This window comes from Campylobacter sp. CFSAN122748 (assembly GCF_045277125.1).
Lineage (GTDB): Bacteria > Campylobacterota > Campylobacteria > Campylobacterales > Campylobacteraceae > Campylobacter_D > Campylobacter_D jejuni.
The window spans coordinates 1,621,242-1,640,426 of the sequence record NZ_CP116953.1 but is presented as its reverse complement, the minus strand read 5'-3'; the positions used below and the strand labels follow the sequence as shown (position 1 = coordinate 1,640,426).

At 31.7% G+C, this 19,185-nt stretch carries 21 protein-coding genes and 5 tRNA genes; 15 read left to right on the top strand and 11 right to left on the bottom strand.

From position 1 onward, the window contains the following. Positions 1-28 precede the first annotated feature (28 nt). From OT390_RS08530 to OT390_RS08520, 3 genes are all read left to right on the top strand, one after another. Positions 29-1,297, top strand: a complete 1,269-nt coding sequence (locus tag OT390_RS08530) for a citrate synthase (protein ID WP_002851494.1) — start codon at positions 29-31, stop codon at positions 1,295-1,297. A gap of 79 nt (positions 1,298-1,376) precedes the next feature. Next, positions 1,377-2,141: a 3'(2'),5'-bisphosphate nucleotidase CysQ gene (locus OT390_RS08525; protein ID WP_032586398.1), complete on the top strand. Its 765-nt coding sequence runs from the start codon at positions 1,377-1,379 to the stop codon at positions 2,139-2,141. A gap of 39 nt (positions 2,142-2,180) precedes the next feature. Then, entirely contained in the window at positions 2,181-2,945 is a 765-nt protein-coding gene (locus tag OT390_RS08520) for a hypothetical protein (RefSeq protein ID WP_074471015.1), read from the top strand. A 7-nt stretch (positions 2,946-2,952) separates the two neighbouring features. On the opposite strand, the gene OT390_RS08515 is transcribed toward OT390_RS08520, so the two are convergent. From OT390_RS08515 to OT390_RS08505, 3 genes are read right to left on the bottom strand one after another with little or no spacing between them, the layout of a single operon-like run. Further along, positions 2,953-3,729 carry a UDP-N-acetylmuramate dehydrogenase gene (locus OT390_RS08515; protein ID WP_032586395.1) on the bottom strand — a complete coding sequence of 259 codons (777 nt, stop codon included), beginning with the start codon at positions 3,727-3,729 and terminating at the stop codon, positions 2,953-2,955. Continuing rightward, complete coding sequence (fliQ, locus tag OT390_RS08510) at positions 3,726-3,995, bottom strand: flagellar biosynthesis protein FliQ (RefSeq protein WP_002851290.1); 270 nt, start codon at positions 3,993-3,995, stop codon at positions 3,726-3,728. The genes OT390_RS08515 and fliQ overlap by 4 nt, the downstream gene beginning before the upstream one ends. Before the next feature lie 11 nt (positions 3,996-4,006). After that, complete coding sequence (locus OT390_RS08505; RefSeq protein WP_032584517.1) at positions 4,007-4,867, bottom strand: menaquinone biosynthesis family protein; 861 nt, start codon at positions 4,865-4,867, stop codon at positions 4,007-4,009. A 106-nt stretch (positions 4,868-4,973) separates the two neighbouring features. Between OT390_RS08505 and recA the strand changes: the two genes are divergently transcribed. From recA to OT390_RS08445, 12 genes are all read left to right on the top strand, one after another. Further along, complete coding sequence (gene recA, locus OT390_RS08500) at positions 4,974-6,005, top strand: recombinase RecA (RefSeq protein WP_002851424.1); 1,032 nt, start codon at positions 4,974-4,976, stop codon at positions 6,003-6,005. Next, positions 6,005-7,249, top strand: coding sequence for a phosphopyruvate hydratase (gene eno, locus OT390_RS08495; protein WP_052802173.1), 1,245 nt, complete (start codon positions 6,005-6,007; stop codon positions 7,247-7,249). Before recA ends, eno begins: the two co-directional genes overlap by 1 nt. A 65-nt stretch (positions 7,250-7,314) precedes the next feature. Then, positions 7,315-7,518 carry a hypothetical protein gene (locus OT390_RS08490; RefSeq protein WP_002839177.1) on the top strand — a complete coding sequence of 68 codons (204 nt, stop codon included), beginning with the start codon at positions 7,315-7,317 and terminating at the stop codon, positions 7,516-7,518. Next, entirely contained in the window at positions 7,508-8,170 is a 663-nt protein-coding gene (cgpA, locus tag OT390_RS08485) for a glycoprotein CgpA (RefSeq protein WP_002866836.1), read from the top strand. Before OT390_RS08490 ends, cgpA begins: the two co-directional genes overlap by 11 nt. Beyond that, on the top strand, positions 8,170-9,018 hold the full coding sequence (locus OT390_RS08480) for a DNA ligase (RefSeq protein WP_394535945.1): 849 nt from the start codon (positions 8,170-8,172) through the stop codon (positions 9,016-9,018). The genes cgpA and OT390_RS08480 overlap by 1 nt, the downstream gene beginning before the upstream one ends. Before the next feature lie 42 nt (positions 9,019-9,060). Continuing rightward, a tRNA-Pro gene (locus OT390_RS08475) sits at positions 9,061-9,138 on the top strand. Between the two features lie 24 nt (positions 9,139-9,162). Beyond that, positions 9,163-9,239, top strand: a tRNA-His gene (locus tag OT390_RS08470). A gap of 3 nt (positions 9,240-9,242) precedes the next feature. Next, positions 9,243-9,319, top strand: a tRNA-Arg gene (locus OT390_RS08465). Positions 9,320-9,333: 14 nt separating this feature from the next. Beyond that, positions 9,334-9,410 (top strand) — tRNA-Arg (locus OT390_RS08460). Between the two features lie 4 nt (positions 9,411-9,414). Next, a tRNA-Leu gene (locus tag OT390_RS08455) sits at positions 9,415-9,499 on the top strand. A gap of 219 nt (positions 9,500-9,718) precedes the next feature. Next, complete coding sequence (locus tag OT390_RS08450; RefSeq protein ID WP_002902906.1) at positions 9,719-10,120, top strand: hypothetical protein; 402 nt, start codon at positions 9,719-9,721, stop codon at positions 10,118-10,120. A 279-nt stretch (positions 10,121-10,399) separates the two neighbouring features. Continuing rightward, positions 10,400-10,837 carry a DUF411 domain-containing protein gene (locus OT390_RS08445; RefSeq protein ID WP_032586389.1) on the top strand — a complete coding sequence of 146 codons (438 nt, stop codon included), beginning with the start codon at positions 10,400-10,402 and terminating at the stop codon, positions 10,835-10,837. 9 nt (positions 10,838-10,846) lie between these two features. Here OT390_RS08445 and OT390_RS08440 read toward each other — a convergent pair whose 3' ends face one another. The 8 genes from OT390_RS08440 to OT390_RS08405 form a co-directional block, all read right to left on the bottom strand. Beyond that, positions 10,847-11,350: a conjugal transfer protein TraF gene (locus tag OT390_RS08440; RefSeq protein WP_032586388.1), complete on the bottom strand. Its 504-nt coding sequence runs from the start codon at positions 11,348-11,350 to the stop codon at positions 10,847-10,849. Beyond that, positions 11,311-11,799 carry a TlpA disulfide reductase family protein gene (locus tag OT390_RS08435; protein ID WP_002851267.1) on the bottom strand — a complete coding sequence of 163 codons (489 nt, stop codon included), beginning with the start codon at positions 11,797-11,799 and terminating at the stop codon, positions 11,311-11,313. Before OT390_RS08435 ends, OT390_RS08440 begins: the two co-directional genes overlap by 40 nt. Beyond that, positions 11,796-12,449 carry an ABC transporter ATP-binding protein gene (locus tag OT390_RS08430; protein ID WP_002860103.1) on the bottom strand — a complete coding sequence of 218 codons (654 nt, stop codon included), beginning with the start codon at positions 12,447-12,449 and terminating at the stop codon, positions 11,796-11,798. Before OT390_RS08430 ends, OT390_RS08435 begins: the two co-directional genes overlap by 4 nt. Continuing rightward, entirely contained in the window at positions 12,446-13,564 is a 1,119-nt protein-coding gene (locus tag OT390_RS08425) for an ABC transporter permease (RefSeq protein WP_394535946.1), read from the bottom strand. The genes OT390_RS08430 and OT390_RS08425 overlap by 4 nt, the downstream gene beginning before the upstream one ends. Beyond that, positions 13,554-14,846, bottom strand: coding sequence for an ABC transporter permease (locus tag OT390_RS08420; protein ID WP_079264878.1), 1,293 nt, complete (start codon positions 14,844-14,846; stop codon positions 13,554-13,556). Before OT390_RS08420 ends, OT390_RS08425 begins: the two co-directional genes overlap by 11 nt. Further along, entirely contained in the window at positions 14,833-16,236 is a 1,404-nt protein-coding gene (locus OT390_RS08415; protein ID WP_002874565.1) for a Fe-S-containing protein, read from the bottom strand. Before OT390_RS08415 ends, OT390_RS08420 begins: the two co-directional genes overlap by 14 nt. Before the next feature lie 82 nt (positions 16,237-16,318). Continuing rightward, positions 16,319-16,858, bottom strand: coding sequence for an iron transporter (locus OT390_RS08410; protein WP_002778842.1), 540 nt, complete (start codon positions 16,856-16,858; stop codon positions 16,319-16,321). Next, positions 16,855-18,945, bottom strand: a complete 2,091-nt coding sequence (locus OT390_RS08405; RefSeq protein WP_032587411.1) for an FTR1 family protein — start codon at positions 18,943-18,945, stop codon at positions 16,855-16,857. The genes OT390_RS08410 and OT390_RS08405 overlap by 4 nt, the downstream gene beginning before the upstream one ends. Between the last annotated feature and the right edge of the window lie 240 nt (positions 18,946-19,185).

Sequence of the window (19,185 nt, the reverse complement as noted above, 5' to 3'; positions counted from 1 at the left end):
AATAAAAGTAACAATAAAAGGAGCGAAAATGTCAAATTCCGTTACTATAACCGATAATAGAAATGGAAAAAGCTATGAATTTCCTATATATGACGGTACAACTGGGCCAAGCGTTGTAGATATGTCAAGTTTTTATAAACAAACAGGAATGTTTTCTTATGATGAGGGCTTGACTTCTACAGCTACTTGTAAATCAAAAATCACTTATATTGATGGAGAAAACGGAATTTTAATGCACCGTGGCTATCCTATAGAGTGGCTTGCTGAAAACAAACTTTATTTAGATGTGGTTCATCTTTTACTTTATAAAGAATTGCCTGATGCTACGCGTCTTGAAGCATTTCGTTATGAAATGAAAAAGCGTTCTTTTATCCATGAAGGTATGCATCGTCTTTTTGATTCTTTCCCTGATAATGCTCATCCTATGGCAGTTTTACAAGGTGCTGTTTCATCGCTTAGTGCTTTTTATCCTGATCATTTAAACATGAATGTAAAAGAAGAATATATGGAAATGGCAGCTAGAATAGTAGCTAAAATCCCTACTATAGTGGCCACTGCTTATAGATATAAACACGGCTTTCCTATGGCTTATCCAAATTTAGATCGTGGTTTTACAGAAAATTTCTTATATATGTTAAGAACCTATCCTTACGATCATGTAGAGCTTAAACCTATAGAAGTAAAAGCACTTGATACAGTTTTTATGCTTCATGCAGATCATGAGCAAAATGCTTCAACTTCAACAGTTCGTGCTGTGGGTTCAACTCACGCTCATCCTTATGCCTGTATAGCAGCAGGTATTGGTGCGCTTTGGGGTCATGCACATGGTGGAGCTAATGAAGGTGTTATTAGAATGCTTGAGCAAATAGGTAGTGTTGATAGGGTAGATGAATTCATCAAAAGAGCTAAGGATAAAAACGATCCTTTCCGCTTGATGGGCTTTGGGCATAGGGTTTATAAAAATTTTGATCCTAGAGCAAAAGTACTTAAAAAACTTCGTGATCAACTTATTGATGAGTTGGGTATTGATACCAATCTTATTAAAGTAGCAACGCGTATAGAAGAGATTGCTTTAAGTGATGATTATTTTGTTCAAAGAGGGCTATATCCGAATGTTGATTTTCATAGTGGACTTATTTTAAAAGCCTTAGGTATTCCAAATGAAATGTTTGCTACTTTATTTGTTATAGGACGCACCCCAGGATGGATAGCTCAGTGGATAGAGCAAAAAGAGCAAGAAAGTCTTAAAATAGTCCGTCCAAGACAACTTTATTTGGGTGAAACTAGTAAAATATAATTAAAATTTTTGTGGAAATTAAAAATTCCACAAAATCTTCTTGTATAATTTTAAAAAATCTTATAGAAAGTTTATAATCATGCTTAATCTTGATAAATTTTTAGAAATTGCTATAAATGCTAGCAATCAAGCTTCTAAAGCTATTTTGGAAGAGAGAAAAAATTTCAAAACTTGGGAAAAAGAAGATAAAAGCCCGATTACATCAGCAGATCTTGCTTCTAATAAAATTCTAAATGATATTTTGGGTTCTACGGATATTAAAATTCTATCAGAAGAAAAATTACTCAGCAAAGAAGAGTGTGAAGAATTAAAAACTTTTTGGCTTATCGATCCTCTTGATGGAACAAGTGGTTTTTTAAAAGGCAGTGATGAATTTTGCGTTATGATAAGTTTGGTTCATGACAATCGCCCTGTTTTATCACTCATACAAAATCCATCAAAAGGTGATATATTCTATGCTCATGCAAAAACCAAGGTTTATAAAAACGATAAACCTTTGCAAATTGACCAGCAAGAATACGAGAAAAATAAATATAAAGCCTTATTGAGTGTTAATCATCTTAGCAAAGAAGATGAAGACTTTGCAAAAGAGCATCAATTAGAAGCTATTAATATAGGCTCTGGATTGAAATTTTGTGCTATTTTAGAGGCTAGGGCAGGAGTTTATAAAAGATTTGAAAAGCTTAATATTTGGGATATTGTAGCAGGAGATTTTTTGATTAATCAAAATGGAGGATTTATGGGAGATTTTTCTAAAAAATACATTTTATATAGCCCTTTAAATTATAAATCCAGTCCTTTTATTTGTGTTTCATCTAGGAATTTTTTACAAGATTTTTTATAAAATAAAGAGTATAATTTTATATTTAAATAGTTTATAAGGATGAAGATGAGGTATTGTTTCATTTTGTTTTTAAGTTTAGTTTTAAGTTCTAATCTTTTAGCGAATAATTTTTCTCAGAAAAAGGTTATTAAAATTGAAAAAAGCGCAGATAGCTTTGAAGTAATAGATCTAAATCAAAATGTTGCAAATCCAAATTTAAATCAACAAAAAGCATTGTTTGATAGTTCTACTTTAATTGAAAAAAAATCGCAAATCACCAAAGATAAGGATATTGATTTTGCTATTGTATTAACTTCTAGGAAAAATTTTGGTTATTTTTTAGATGGTTTTAGGGTGAGTGATAAGGAATTTTCTACATTATTTGCTAAAAATTTGATTCAAAGTTTAAAGCTTAATTGGGTTAATTCTGCTGCAAATGGTATTTATCAAAGTCCTAAAACTTTGTCATATTTTAGCCCTAAGGATGCAAAACTTATAAATGTAAGTCCTTTTTTAACACAAGAAAAAGATAAGGCTAAAATGTATGCTAAATTTACAGATTATGTTGTGGTGGTAAATTTGCAAGATTTTTATGTAAATATTACAAATTATTTTATCACAACTAGTAAAGAGGGTGTGGCTAGTGTTAATTTTAAAATTATTTCTACAAGCAATGGAAAAATTCTTGCAGCAAAAAATGCAAAATTAAATTTGACATTAAAAGATCAAGATACAAAACAAAATTATCAAGATATTGTAAATCAAATGCCAAAAATGTTAGCTAGTGTTATAGATAATGAAATAAAAAAATTAAAGATATATTGAAAAATTTTTAGATAATAATCACTTCATTTTCTAAGTTTATGCCAAATTCTTCAAAGACTTTTTTTCTAGCCAATTTGATAAGAAAAAACGCATCTTCAAAACTTGCATTTTTTTTATTGATTAAAAAATTTGCGTGTTTATCGCTTAACATAGCATCTCCCTTGTTAAATCCTTTAAGTCCTACAGCTTCGATTAAACGTCCTGCAAAGTCGTTTTTTGGATTTTTAAAGATAGAGCCAAAGCTTGCTCCACTAGGTTGGTTGCTTCTTGCATTTTTTAAAGCTTCATCTTTAAGGGTATCAAAGCCAAAATTTAGTTTAAATTCAGCCCAAAAAAAAGGCATATTTAAAGGACAAAAACGATAATCAAAATTTATATTTTCTCTTAGAATTTCGCCTTGAGAAGTAGCAATTTTGATTAAATTTTGACTGATACACTCTCCTTTAAGCCCTGCATTCATTTTCAAAAGACCACCAAGTGTGCCAGGAATTTTGCTTAAATACTCAAAACCCTTAAGATTATTTTCTTTAGCAAAGCGATATATTTTACTTGATTTTGTTTTGCAGCCTATGCGAAGATGTATAAAATCTTTATTCCGATCTAAAATTTGTATAAAATCAAAACCATCTCCTAAAATTCCTATATTTTTAGGTTTTGGGCTAACTAAAAGGTTGTTTGCACCACCTATTAAAAAACCATCAAAATCACAAATTTGATCCAAAACTAAAACTTCAAATTCATTTCCTATACGCACAGAAGAGTATTTTTTAAAATCAATGATCATTTGATAAAAGTTGGAATTTGATTTAGTATATTCTCAGTAAAATCAATCATAGTTGTAGTCATCCAAGGCATTAAAAAGATTAAAATAACTACAACCAAGATGATTTTAGGAACAAAAGAAAGTGTCATTTCATTAATCTGTGTAGTTGCTTGAAAAATACTGATCACAAGCCCTGCAATAAGTCCTGCTAAAAGCATAGGCAAGGAAAGTAAAAGTGTGATTTTAAAGGTTTGCACTCCAAGAGCAACTAAGGTACTTTCGTCCATTTTTATCCTTTTTAAGAATTTCTAGCTTCTTCGTATTCGCTAGGGATAAGATAATCATTTACATGTATGATTTTATCATAAAATTTATAATCATATCCTAGTTTAAAAAGCGTATCTACAGCTAAAAGTTGAGTTTGATTCATGCTAATAGAGTTTTTATTGGCATATAAATTAAGATAAGTATCAAGTTTTTCTTCATCAACACGGATAAGTTTTCTTTCCATAAGCATAGGGGCTAAAATTTTACGATTTGCATCGGCAATTTTTACAGCATTGGTTAAATCTCTTTCGATCTTAATCGCGTCGCTTAAAGGTAAAGAACGACGCAAAGCCATTCCACCTAAAGGCAAAGGCAAATTTTCTTTAGCAAATTCAAGCCATATATCCCAAAGTTCTGCTTCCACGTAAAGACTTTGATCAAAATCTAAAATGCTTTCATGGATCAAAACTCCCGCATCTACTTCGCCACTTAAAACCGCATTTTCAATGTCTAAAAAATTCTTATAAATAATTCTTGCTTCAGGATATTTCATGCGAAAAATCAAAGCATTGGTGGTATTTGCTCCACTCAAAGCGACTTTAAAATTTCTTTTTAAATGCGTGTCTTTTTTCTTGATGAGTTTTGGCCCATAACCTTCACCAAAACTTACTGCTGTGCGTAAAAGCGCATACTCAGAAGCGATTAAAGGATAAAGCCCAAAAGAAATAGCCGTAGCATCAAATTCATTTTTCAAGGCAAATTCATTTAAAGTTTGTATATCTAAAGCTGTATTTTCATAAGCAAAATCATTCCCTATCCACCCAAATTTAATAGCCATATACATAAAAATATCATCAGCATCAGGAGAATGTGCAATAGTAATTTTTTTCATCTATGCTTCCTTGTAAATCTTTGCTTTAATTCTAGCAAAATAAATCATTATTTAATTTTATTTTGTTAGAATTCTAACTAAAAATTTAGAATTTTTAAGGAAAGTTATGGATGATAATAAAAGAAAATCTCTAGACGCTGCCCTAAAAAGTTTAGATAAAACCTTTGGAAAAGGCACTATTTTAAGACTAGGGGATAAAGAAGTTGAGCAAATCGATAGCATAGGCACAGGTTCAGTTGGGCTTGATCTTGCTTTAGGTATAGGCGGTGTTCCAAAAGGAAGAATTATAGAAATTTATGGACCTGAAAGTTCAGGTAAAACCACTCTAACTTTACATATTATCGCAGAATGCCAAAAAGCAGGTGGAGTTTGTGCTTTTATCGATGCAGAACATGCGCTTGATGTAAAATATGCTAAAAATTTGGGTGTAAATACAGATGATTTGTATGTTTCTCAGCCTGATTTTGGAGAACAAGCCTTAGAAATTGTAGAAACTATAGCAAGAAGTGGCGCAGTAGATCTTATCGTAGTAGATAGCGTTGCAGCACTTACTCCAAAAGCAGAAATTGAAGGCGATATGGGCGATCAACATGTAGGACTTCAAGCAAGACTTATGTCTCAAGCTCTAAGAAAACTTACAGGTATAGTTCATAAAATGAATACCACAGTAATTTTTATCAACCAAATTCGTATGAAAATCGGTGCTATGGGTTATGGCACTCCTGAAACTACAACAGGTGGAAATGCATTAAAATTCTATGCTTCTGTGCGTTTAGATGTTAGAAAAGTAGCAACCTTAAAACAAAACGAAGAACCTATAGGAAACCGCGTTAAAGTAAAAGTAGTTAAAAATAAAGTTGCTCCTCCATTCAGACAAGCTGAATTTGATGTGATGTTTGGAGAGGGTTTAAGCCGTGAAGGTGAATTGATCGATTATGGTGTAAAACTTGATATCGTAGATAAAAGTGGTGCGTGGTTTTCTTATAAAGATAAAAAACTTGGACAAGGTAGAGAAAATTCAAAAGCTTTCTTAAAAGAAAACCCTGAAATTGCAGATGAAATCACAAAAGCAATTCAAAATTCTATGGGAATAGAAGGTATGATCAGCGGTAGCGAAGATGACGAAGGAGAAGAATAATGTTAGTAATTGAAGATGTTAGAGCCTATGAAGTTCTTGATAGTAGAGGAAATCCAACCGTAAAAGCCGAAATTACGCTAAGCGATGGAAGTGTAGGTGCGGCCATAGTTCCAAGTGGTGCAAGTACAGGTTCAAAAGAAGCTTTAGAATTGCGTGATAATGATGAAAGATTTGGCGGAAAAGGCGTTTTAAAAGCTGTTGCAAATGTTAATGAAACCATTGCAGATGAAATTTTAGGACTAGATGCTTTTAATCAAACTCAACTTGATGATACTTTGCGTGAGCTTGATGGAACAAATAATTACTCAAATTTAGGTGCAAATGCGACTTTAGGCGTATCCATGGCAACAGCTCGTGCGGCTGCGGCTGCTTTGGGAATGCCTTTGTATCGCTACTTAGGTGGTGCAAATGCGAGCATTTTACCCGTGCCAATGTGTAATATCATAAATGGCGGTGCTCATGCAAACAACAATGTAGATTTTCAAGAATTTATGATCATGCCTTTCGGTTTTACCAGTTTTAAAGAAGCTTTGCGTTCAGTTTGTGAAATTTATGCGATATTAAAAAAAGAACTCGCAAATTCTGGACATTCTACGGCTTTAGGTGATGAAGGCGGTTTTGCTCCAAATTTAGCTAACAACACAGAACCTATCGATCTTTTAATGACTTGTATCAAAAAAGCAGGTTATGAAAATCGTGTAAAAATCGCTCTTGATGTAGCAAGTACAGAATTTTTCAAAGATGGCAAATATCACATGGAAGGCAAGGCTTTTTCAAGTGAGGATTTGATCGAACACTATGTAGAACTTTGTGCAAAATATCCAATTTGCAGTATCGAAGATGGCTTAGCTGAAAATGACTTTGAAGGTTGGATCAAGCTTACTGAAAAATTGGGCAATAAAATTCAGCTTGTAGGCGATGATTTATTTGTAACTAATGAAGATATTTTAAGAGAAGGCATCATCAAAAAAATGGCAAATGCTGTGCTTATTAAACCAAATCAAATCGGAACTATTACCCAAACTATGAGAACTGTGCGTTTAGCGCAAAGAAATAACTATAAATGTGTGATGAGTCATAGAAGTGGCGAAAGTGAAGATGCTTTTATAGCAGATTTTGCTGTAGCTTTAAATACAGGACAAATCAAAACAGGAGCCCTAGCAAGAGGTGAAAGAACCGCAAAATACAATCGCTTACTTGAAATTGAACTTGAAAGCGATGAATACTTAGGAGAAAAGCTCTGAGTGATTTACTTAAAGAATACGACGAAAGCACAAGAAAAAAAAGTTTTTATACCCATGTTATAAAAATGATTTTTTGGGCTTTTCTTGTTGTAATTGGAGCGATTTATTTTGGCAATATGTTTTTTGGGCAGTATTCTTTAGATACTTTATTAAGCTTAGAAAATACCAAAGAAGAGCTTAATAAAAAGATTATTTTGCTCAAAGAACAAAATGCTAAAGCACAAAAAGATTATTTTGAATTAAAAGGATTATACCCAAATGAAAACTAGAATTTTGGCAATATTTTTTATTTTTACCTCTCTTTTATATGCTGATGAAAATCCTTTCAAGACAGATCAAAATATAACCTTGGTTGCTCCACCTGAATTTCAAAAAGAGGAAGTTAAATTTAATTCTAGTGCAAGAATTTTAAAAAGCATCACTTTTAATTATATCAATTTAGATGGAAGTGAAGATAAGATCGATTTAGATGTCAATAAAAGTATTGATTGGCACGATACTTATACTATATCAAGATTTAAAAGCCCTGATCCTTCAAAAGTACTTGATGTTTCAGTTACTATACCTGAAAAAAATAGCTCTAAACAAGAATCAAACTCAACAGCCAATGTTGAAATACCTTTGCAGGTTGCAAAGATTTATGATTTTATTTCTTACGCGGTTTATAAAAACAAAATAAAACTTAACACTAGTGATGAAATGATCACAGATTTTTCAGTAGGAAATCCAAGCAAAATCGTTATAGATTTTAGATCTAATTTGATTAGCCCTACAAAAAATATACGCCTTAGTAATTCTATTTTTAAACGCATAGACTTTGGATCTCATAAAGGATATTATCGACTTGTAATATATCTTGATGGAACTTATAATTATAATATTCAAAAAGATGCAACTGGATATATGATTAATCTGCTTTGATGAGATTTATTTTTTTAATATGTTGCGCTTGTTTAGTTTTTGCTAATGAAATTTTACTTCTTAGCAAATTCGATAAGCAAGATTTTAATTCTAAAGATTTTAATGCTTATTTGATGAGCGAAAAACTTGATGGAGTGCGTGGAATTTGGGATGGGAAATATCTAAAAACTCGCCAAAATTACAAAATAAAAACTCCTGACTTTTTTACAAAAAATTTCCCTCCTTTTGCTATTGATGGTGAGCTTTGGATAGCAAGAAATAAATTTGATGAAATTTCAGCTTTAATTCGTAGTGGCGATAGCAATTTGACCTTATGGAAGGAAGTAACTTATAATATTTTTGATGTGCCAAATGCTTGTGAAGAATTTAAAATTTCTACTTGCACCCTTAAAAATCGTTTGGCTGTTTTAGAAGAGTATTTGCAAAAATATCCTAGTGCCTATATAAAAATTATTCCTCAAATTCCAGTTGAAAATCAAAACAATTTAAATCAATTTTACGAAAGCATTATAAAAAATCAAGGTGAAGGTATTGTCATACGCAAAAATTTAAGTCCTTATGAAAAAGGCAGAAGTAAAAATGCCACGAAATTAAAACCCTATGATGATGCAGAATGTGAGTTGGTAGGATTTCGCAAGGGCAAGGGTAAATTTGAAAATCAAGTAGGTGCCTTACTTTGTAAAATGCCTAATGGACAAATCATTAAAATAGGCAGTGGTTTAAAAGATGAAGATAGAAAAAATCCTCCAAAAATTGGTAGTATTGTGACTTATAAATTTAATGGATTGACCAAAAATTCCTTACCTCGCTTTCCGGTGTTTTTAAGACTAAGAGATGAAAATCCTTGACTTTAAAATTATTTTGTGATAAAATATTTCCTTTTATTTATTCGGGGTGTAGCGCAGTCTGGTTAGCGCACTTGGTTTGGGACCAAGGGGCCGAAGGTTCGAATCCTTTCACCCCGACCATTTTTTATAAATTTATACAAAATGGTGAGTGTAGCTCAGTCGGTTAGAGCATCAGATTGTGGTCCTGAGGGTCGTGGGTTCAATTCCCATCACTCACCCCACTAGCGCTCGTAGCTCAACTGGATAGAGCGACAGACTTCGGATCTGTAGGTTATGGGTTCGATTCCTATCGGGCGCACCACCAAGATTTTATATGCGTTCATAGCTCAGCTGGATAGAGCAACGGCCTTCTAAGCCGTAGGTCAGAGGTTCGAATCCTCTTGGGCGTACCACTTTGCGGATGTGGTGAAATTGGCAGACACGCCAGACTTAGGATCTGGTGCAGCAATGCGTGAAGGTTCAAGTCCTTTCATCCGCACCACTTACTTTTATCATTTTCAAACAAGAGTTGATTTCTCATAAATTTTTATTTCATTTTAAAATTTCTTATGATTGTTAGATAAAATGCAAATTTAATTTAGATAAATTTAAAAATTATCTTGCAAAAGATTTGAAAAATAATTAAAATATACAAAATTCAATTCAAGGAGATTAAAATGAAAAATTAGGTTTAGCTTTAGCAGTTTTAGTTGCTTTAAATGTGTCAGCATTTGCAGGTGTGATCATCACTATACATGATTCTAATTTAGTTAAAGTATCAGGGGGAGATGATGCCTATGCAAAAATGGCTTTAGAAGATGCTAAAGAAGAAATGAAAAGTCAATTTAACACTGATAACTTAGAGATTTACGCTATAGAAAGCATCAAGAAAGATGATCCAGAACACTATAATGTTATTCAAAGGGGTTCTTTTAAAGTAATGAAACAAAAGATAGCAAAAGGAAAGATTGTTTATTATAATGAATTCTTAGTTGTAGATAGAAAAACAAATTGGGCTGCTGAATGGAATATTGAATGTGTTAAAGGGGATAAATATACAAAATCAAGCGATAAGGTTTCTTGTGATGGTGGAGCTGCTGATAAGTTCTATAATTTCAAATAATACTTGAAAGCTCTATATTTTAGAGCTTTCACGCCATAAAGGTTTTAACTATAAAAAACATAGTATAAAATATATCTAAATTTTTAAGCTTTTTAAGTTAAAAATTTCTAGTTTTTTAAATCGTTTTATCTTTTATATCTTTGCTGCAAAGACAAAATCAACACTCATTAAAAGTCTTTTCTTGATTAAATTTTTGTAAATTCATTTTTAGTGTTAAAAATGTGATGATATTAACTTTATAAAAGTATTATTATATATTTTTTACTTAGGATAGCAATTATGAAAAAAACAATTTTAACCATTCTTTTTTTACTCACTCTTACGCAGGCTAAGGAAATGCAAATTTATGAAAGTCCTACTTGTGGCTGTTGTGATCTTTGGGCTGATTATATGAAAGCTAAGGGTTATGAGGTTAGTGTTCATAAAACCAATGATTTTCTTAAAATCAAAGAAAAAATGGGTATAAAAGATGAGTATCAAAGTTGCCATACAGGTGTGATTGAAGGCTATGCTATTGAAGGGCATGTTCCTGAAAGTGCTATAGCATGGTTGCTTGAAAACAAACCTAAAGATGTTATAGGAATTTCAGCTCCTGGCATGCCGCAAGGAAGTCCAGGAATGGAACAAGGTTATAGTGAAAAATATCCTGTAATTTTGATGAAAAAAGATGGAAGCTATGGGCTTTATGGATATTTTATAGGGGATAAAAAGCTTTAAAGTAAATTTTTAGCTTTTTACTTTTTTGATTTCTTTTTCAAGTATGCTATAAGGAGTTAAGCCTATGAATTTTTCATCCATTTTTCCTTCTTTGAAAAAACTAAGCACAGGTACTCCATATATTTCCCCAATGGCACTTGAAAGGTATTTAGCTGCTCTTTTTTCATAAAACATTGCTAAATTAGATAAACCTTTTTCATCAGCCCAAGCTTTTGCATCGTTTGCATCGTTTGCATCGCCTAAAACCACAAAGATATTAAAATCATAATTTTTAGCCAAATTCTGTAAAATAGGAATTTGTTCTTTGCAAACTCCGCAATCTTTTGTGAAAAATACTAAGGCAAAATTTTGTGCTTTATCATTTAGTTTTAGGCTTTTTTCAAAACCATTGTAGGCAAAATTATAGGTTTTATTGCTATTTAAAGCTTTAAAATTTTCTCCACTATCACAAGCTACAAAAAATAAAGCTATGATTAAAGCAAAGAAATAAGCTTGGATTCGAAAAATTCCCATGGTTTTTCTCCTAAAATTCTATCTTTTATCATCCCATCTTTAATGATGATGGTAGTAGGGGTTGCAAACACAGCGTAACGATCATTGGTGATTTTAAGATCGTCTTTTAAAACTTTTACATTTTTAAAGTCAAATTGTTCGGCTAAAACCTTAACCACATTGGCATTATCGATGGAATTTATAGCATAAACACTGATTTTATTGGGGTGATTTTGTATGAATTCATCTAAAGAAGGGAGTTCTTTTAAGCAAGAAGGGCAGCCATTTTGAAAAAAGACTAAGACTTTTAAACTTGTATTATCATCAGCAAGTTTTACAGCTTTTCCTAAAGTATCTTTAGCTGAAATTTCAGCGCTTTTTTCTCCAACTTTTCCAGTATCTTTTGAATTTTCAAAAGAACAAGCATTGAGTAAAAACAAAATGCTTAAGATTAAAAGGCTTTTTTTCATTTTAACACCCCATGTTGTAAGATAAGGGTTCGATCTGCGAATTTGGCTAAATCAGGATTGTGTGTGATTAAAACTATGGTTTTACCTTCATTTTTTAATTTTTGCAAGGTTTGAAGAACGATTTGTTCATTGGCTTCATCTAAATTTCCTGTGGGTTCATCTGCGAGTAAAAGCTCTGGGTTGTTGATTAAAGCTCTTGCTATACAAACTCTTTGTTGTTCTCCGCCACTTAATTGGCTAGGTAAATGAGTGAGTCTATGCGAAAGTCCTACTTTTTCAAGAACCATTTTGGCATCTTCTTCATCTACACTTGAGTGATAATACTGAGAGAGCATAACATTTTCTAGGGCATTAAGATAGGGGATAAGATGAAATTGTTGAAAGACAAGCCCTATTTTTTCACGACGCAAGGTGATTTTTTGCTCCTCATCCATTTGCTCTAGGTTTTCATTATCCAAGATATACTCTCCAGAGCTTGGAGTATCCATGAGTGATAGTATGTTTAAAAGCGTTGATTTTCCACTTCCTGATGGACCCATGATGGCAAGCCATTCTCCTTCATAGACGCTTAAGTTGATATTGTTTAAGGCTTTAACTTTGCCAAATTCTTTATTTAAATTGTTGATTTTAATAAGTTCTTTTTTCATCATTCACCTTTCAAATTTTCACACACATTGATTTTTAATGCTCTTTTTATAGGAAAAAATGCAGCCAAAAAGGCAAAAATCAAAGAAATGATTAAGGCTATAAAAACAGCTATAAATCTAAAATCAATACTAGAATTAAAAATCAAATAACCAAAGACATTGGCTAAAAATATCCCACAAAAAGCTCCGATTAAACTAGCAAAAAAACTTACTATAAAGCATTCACTAGCAAAAAGTTTAAAAATTTCACTTTTTTTCGCACCCAAGGCTAAACGCAGTGCGATTTCTTTTTTGCGAGAAAATACAATAGAACTTAAAGTTGTATTAACGCTAGTAGTAACTATGATCAATACTACAAGTATGATTAAAAACATTAAAGCTTTGATTTTTCCAAGCACTAAACCTTCACTTAAGGATACTGAAGATATAGGTTTTGCATCGATGAATTCATTGCTGATTGCTTGTGTTTTGGCTTTAACTTCATCAAAATTTCCATAAACTACAGCATTAGCATAGTTAATACCGGCTCTATCGCTTAAATTTTGCACCACGCTTAAAGGGGCTAAAACAATGCTATCAAATTCATCATTGCTTGAAAGTATGCCTTTTATGGTAAGTTTTATGCTTTTTCCATTGTTTGGATTGTAAATTTGAAGTTCATTACCTGTTTTTAGGCCTAGTTGCTTGGCTAAATTAACCCCTAAAAAGGCTGAATTTTCATCAAAATCATTTAGAGAAAAGCTTCCTTCTTTAACTTCTAAAAAAGGTTTAGTGATTTTTAAAGCCTTAAAATCAGTGCCTAAAACCACTCCGCTTGTACTGCCTAAATTTAAAAAATCATACAAAAAAGGAGTTAAAGCCCTAGCCTTTAAATTTTCTTTTATTTTTTCATACTCAGTATTGGAGATAAAATTTTCATCCTGTTTAGGGCTTATCATTACATTTGCTCCATAGGCTTTTAATTCTTTAGAAAGTTTGGTGTCAATATCAAAATAAATATTTAAAAAAGCTGAGCAAGTAAGTGCTCCTATAAAAACACTTAAAACTATAATAAAAAGTCTTTGATAAGAAAAGCTAATGCTTTTAAAAAGCTCATTGAGGAAAAACTTATCTACCATAAAGCACTCCTGCAGCTGAAAGTTGTGTGATATTTTTTATAGGAAGCAAGCAACCAAGTAAGGCAATAAGTCCTGCAAAAATAAAGCTTAAAGGTAAAGCTATAAAGGCTATATCAATAAAATATCCAAAAATACTAAGACTGATGATTTGAGAAAGTGCTGTGCCAAAAATAAAGCCAAATAAAGCAGCAAATAAAGCTACGATTAAATTTTCACTAGCAAAGATGAGATAAATTTGAAAAGTATTAGCACCAAGTACTTTTAAAAGTCCTATTTCTTTCTTTCTGCGATGAATTTCAGAACTCATTAGACTTGAAATCGCAATGCTTGCAACAATAAGACAAATAATGCAAGTAATGCCCATTAAGGATTGGATCTTTTTAACCACCAAGCTTTGAGCATCGCTTATAGCATTTAGAGCTTTTGCATCAGCACCTGGTAAGCCATCGCTAATTTGACTAGCGATTGAGCCTACATAAGCTGAGCAATACCATTTGTCATATTCTAACTGATCTAATTTTTCTTCTCCCATGCGACGTACTTTTTCAGAAAGGGCTGATTCAGGTATGGTAAAAGCTCTTACTTCTGCACTTGAGTAAAGCCCTTGTTTGTTGAGTAAATCTTGAGCTAAATTTAAAGGAGCGATGATTTTATTTGACATTTTAGGATTGCCATGAAGTAAAATGCCTACGATTTTTGCTTCTTTGCTTTGATTGTTTTCTCCTATGAGTTTGATAGTATCTCCTAATTTTAATTTATTGTTTTTAGCAAAGTCTTCGCCTAGCATGATTTCATTGCTATCATCTTTTGTCCATTCTCCTTGCACTGCTAAATAAGGATAAAGACTTTTTATACCTGTGATAAAATCATCATCATCTTTAATTTTTATGGCTTTTTGAAAATAAGTACCATAAATAAGTGCTTTTTGTTGGGAGTTTTCAATTGTGATTTTACCTTCCAAAAAAGGAGCAAGTGCGGTGATGTTGTTACGCCAATAAATGTCTTTAATCATATATAAATTTTTTTCTTCTAGGTAGTTTTTGTTTTTTAAGGGTTCATAAAGTTCATTACCTATTTCTATACTAAGGCTTGAGCCTTTGGGTAAAACAAGGATATTAGAGCCATAGCTTTTGAGTTGTTTAGTTACTTCATCACCTATACTTAGGGTAATATTTAGCATAGTAGAGAGCAAAAGCGTGGCTAAAAAACAAGTAAGAAAGGCTAAAAATTTTTGAATTTTGTTTTTAAATATAGAGTTAAAAATCATTTTAGCCAACATCATTTCTCCTTTGGATTAAAAATTGGGCTTCGTTTTCTTCTACATATTTTGTAGGATCTTTTTTAAATTCTTCATAGTTGTTTTGATTTGAAAAATAATAAGTAATCCCTTTATAGCTATAAGAAAAAGGAGCTTGGGTGTTTATAACCTTTGTTTTTGATACAGGATCTTGCACTTCAATTTCTTTGATTTGACTAAAATAATTAGATCCTGCTATTACATCTTTAACATCTATGGTGATTTTTTTACCATCGTATTCGTATTTGAGTGGGATAGGATTGCAACCCCCGCTTTTACCTACACTTGGCAAGAAAATACGCACATTGCAAGAAATGCAAATGAGTTGTCCATCTTTTTTGATATAGCCCATATCTCCACAAATCATACAAGCATCAAAAACAGCTACAGGAGAATCCTTATCTTCTCTTTTGTTGATAAGAAAAAACCTTATCACTTTGCCTTCAGCACTGATATAAGCAAAGCGGTGGAGTTTGTTATCCCTTAAAAGAGCTATATCAAAGATAAATTTGCCATTCTTATCGGGTAAAATTTCTTTAGGCTCATCTATGGTTAAAGGCTTAGAGCTTACCATAAAAAAGTATAAAACAATGCAAAAACTTATAACACAGGAGATAAAAACACTGGAAAAATAGCGATTAATAAGACTTGTTTTAGCTTCGTTTTTGCGATAATTTATATCTAAAATTTGTTTTTTGCTTATATTTTTTTTGCGAATTTTTAAGCTTAAGAATGCTAAAAAAGTGATGAAAATTAAATAAACATAAATTCCAAAAACACCAAAATAATTACTTTTTCCTACAAAACTCACCAAAAAAGCATGAGTTTCTATGATGGAATTTCGCATTAAAGTAAGCAAGATATTGGCTAGAGCTTTATCGCTTTCTATAAGGATAAGCAGTAAAAACAGCATAAAGCTTGTTTTTTGATTAAAATTTTTTTGCCATTTTAAAAAGAAGAAAATCAAAATACAAACAAGCAAGGCTAAAGCAATAAAACCTAAAGAACTTATACCTTCGCTATCGATTAAAGAGCTAGTAAAAATAGGGAAATCTTGACTTAAAAAATAATAATGCAAAGCGGTGCAAAAACTTAAAATTCCCAATAAAATAAAATTTAAAATTTCAATTTTTTTCCAAAAATAAAATATAAAGCTTACTAGCAATAAACCTATAAAAACAAAATCAAAATTAAAGATTAAATTTTCGGTTTTTAAAAATTGTGCTGCGATAAAAAAAGCAAAATATCCAAATAAAAAGCCCAAAAAAACTACTAAAAAACTTTTAAAAATATATTTTTTATCAGGAGTGATAAAGGCCATTAAAATACTTAGTGGTAAAACACTGATAAGAAAATGCACAAAATATATACTCATAATTTACTCTTTAAACATTGTTATTTTAATTTTTCAAATAAAAATAAAAATATTTAAACACTCGGAAAATCCGAGTGTAAAATCATTTTGGCGTGCCTGTGTATTTGAATTTATAATCTACTTTAAAAGGTTCAAACCACTTACCCACGCCTGTTTCTTCATCAACATGGCGTCCAAAACCTTGTTTTTCTGGATTTGAGATATAAAAAGTAAGTTCATAATTTCCTACGCCAAAGCCACCTTTTTTATCTTTTTCCATAGCAATATTTGCACCATAGTGAGGACCATCATCAGCCACCATAGGCATCAAAGTTCCGCGTTTAATTGCACCTGTGTCGGTATTTTTAAGTTCATAAGCTATAGTTAAATAAGGCATCCAAAAACCTTCTGGAAAACCATTTGGATTGTTTTTAAGTGCGTGAATGTCAGCTTCTAGATGAATATCTGCTAAAGACGCAGCTAGATCAATACCTCTTGGCTCCATTTCAATAGGTTGTAAATAAACAGCGGCTATTTCCATACCATTAAGTTCTTTTGGATCGCCGATCGGCACTTCGCCTGCAAATAAATTTGTACTAATAACCGCAGCTGCAGCAACTACTGATAAAACTTTTTTTATCATGATTTTACTCCTTTTTTTGAAATTTGTTTTGTTATCAAAATGCCAATAATTAGCATTGTCAAAACTATAAATTGGGGGATTAAAGTTTCATAGTAAGGATAAATTCCAAGCCATAAAATCGGTTCAAAATTCATAGGTATAAGACTAGGAATAATGACTTTTCCTTCTATGAGTTCAGCTATGCCTTTGCCTGTAAAAACAAAAACCATGTAAAAAATAATGTAAGAAGTGATATAGAAAAATTGTTTTACAGGTATGCGAATGGCTCCTGCTTTTAAAAGAAAATATAAAACAATAAGTATTAAAATTCCAAGTCCAAGCCCGCCAAAAACAGCACCAAAATCAGTGCTTGTTTTAGCATCAAAAAGCAAGGCTTGATAAAAAAGCACAGTTTCTGCACCTTCTCTATAAACAGCTAAAAATACGGTGATCCAAAGGGTTTTTGCACTATTGTTTGATATAGCATCTATAGCACCTTGTTTGATAAAGCTTGTCCATTTTTTATTTTGTGCGTTTGAAAGTAGCCAAAAGCCCACATAAAAGAGTAGTAATACGGCTATAAGCATGGCAATACCCTCTATAAGCTCTCTACTTTGTCCTGCATTTTCTTTGAATAGCCAAGAAACTCCAAAAGCGGTAACAAAACTTAAAATCACTCCTGTAAAAAGAGCACTATAGGCGATATTTAAACGATTTTTGTTGCCACTTTGTACAAGATAAGAAACAATGGCTACAACGATAATCAAAGCTTCCAAGCCTTCACGTAAAATAATACTTAAAGCCCATATAAACAGCGAATAAGGAGTAGAATCTTGAATTTTATCCACACTGCTTGCTATGAGTTGTTCTAAGTCATTAAAAGTAGCTTCAAGCTCTTTTTTATCTGCACTTGCTTTAATCAGTGCCACACCTTTGGAAAAGAAACTTTCTATTTTAAGTTTTAAGCCGCTATCTACAGCACCGATTTTATTTTCCATACCGCTTGCTTCAAAAATATCTAGATAAATTCCTTGTAAATCATCTACTATAGAGGCACTAAAGCCATCATAATTTTTTAAAATTCCATCTAAAGCAAGTTTGATATCATTAGAAACTTTGGCATAATCTTTGCCTTTTGTTTCATCATTAAAGCCTGAAATTTGCAAACTTGAAAGTTCTGAATTTGGAATTTGTAAGAAAACATCAAAAATTTGTTCTTCTATGTTATCTAAGTCATCTCTTAAGTCTTTTTCATCTATTTTTGCATCGTTGATTTGGCGTATAAGGGTGCGTATGGCTTGTTGAATTTTTTGATCGTTTCCTGCTTTGGTAAATTTATTTACTAAAATTTCTACTTTGGTATTGCGATAATCACTAAATAAGGCATCATTTAAAAAATCTTTACTAGCTTGGTAGTTTTTTTCTTTAAAAGCATTAGCAGCCTGTGAAAATTTGGTAGAGATATTATCTAGTATAAATTGCAATCTTGCGTCCATTGCAGCGGCAGCTTGTAAATCAGCGCTTGCATTATCATCTGTAAGTTTGCTTGTGTCGTCGTTTGCAGGTATAGGAGCTTGGGTGGTTAAAGAACTTTGTGCTAAATCTTTTTTATCCACGCCCATCATTTGTGCGATTAAAGCTTCTGCATCAGCTTCGCGTTTGGCATTGGCTTCTAGGCTTGATTTTTCAGCTTTAGCCTTATCATAGTTTGTATCGCTTGCTTCTGCTTTTAAACGATATCCATTTTGTAAGATTGGGGCTACTTCATCAAGATCATAATAAAGACTATCAATTAAAGCATTAATTTGTGTCAAAGGAGCTTCATCTTTATACATACGACGCAAATTTACAAATTTACGCTCCATGGTGATGGCTTTTCTTCCTATGTTTCTTCCTATAGGGCCTTCCATATTTTCAAAATGTTGAAAATACGCATCTTCGCTAAGCTTTTTAGCACCTAGATTATCACCCTTTTTGTAAGTTTCTATGCTTTGTTTTAGCATGTCTTTGATAAGATTTGCTTCATTAATATAATCATCTACTCTAGCAAAAGCTGAGCTTGATAAAGAAATACTTATAATTAAAAATATAATTTTAAAAATTTTCATTATCATTATCCTTGGTTTTTGATAAAAATAATATTTATTATCAAAATAAATAATGGCTAGTATAATATTAAAAATCTTAAATAGAACTAAAAGATAAGCTTTTGTATCGATAATATTTTTTATTAATTATATTTAAGATATATTTTAATAAATTTTTAAATATATCTTATTTTTGTGATTTAATATGGGTTGTTTTTAAGTATCGCAAGGCTTTCTTTTAAGCTATGCACTTTGGGATAT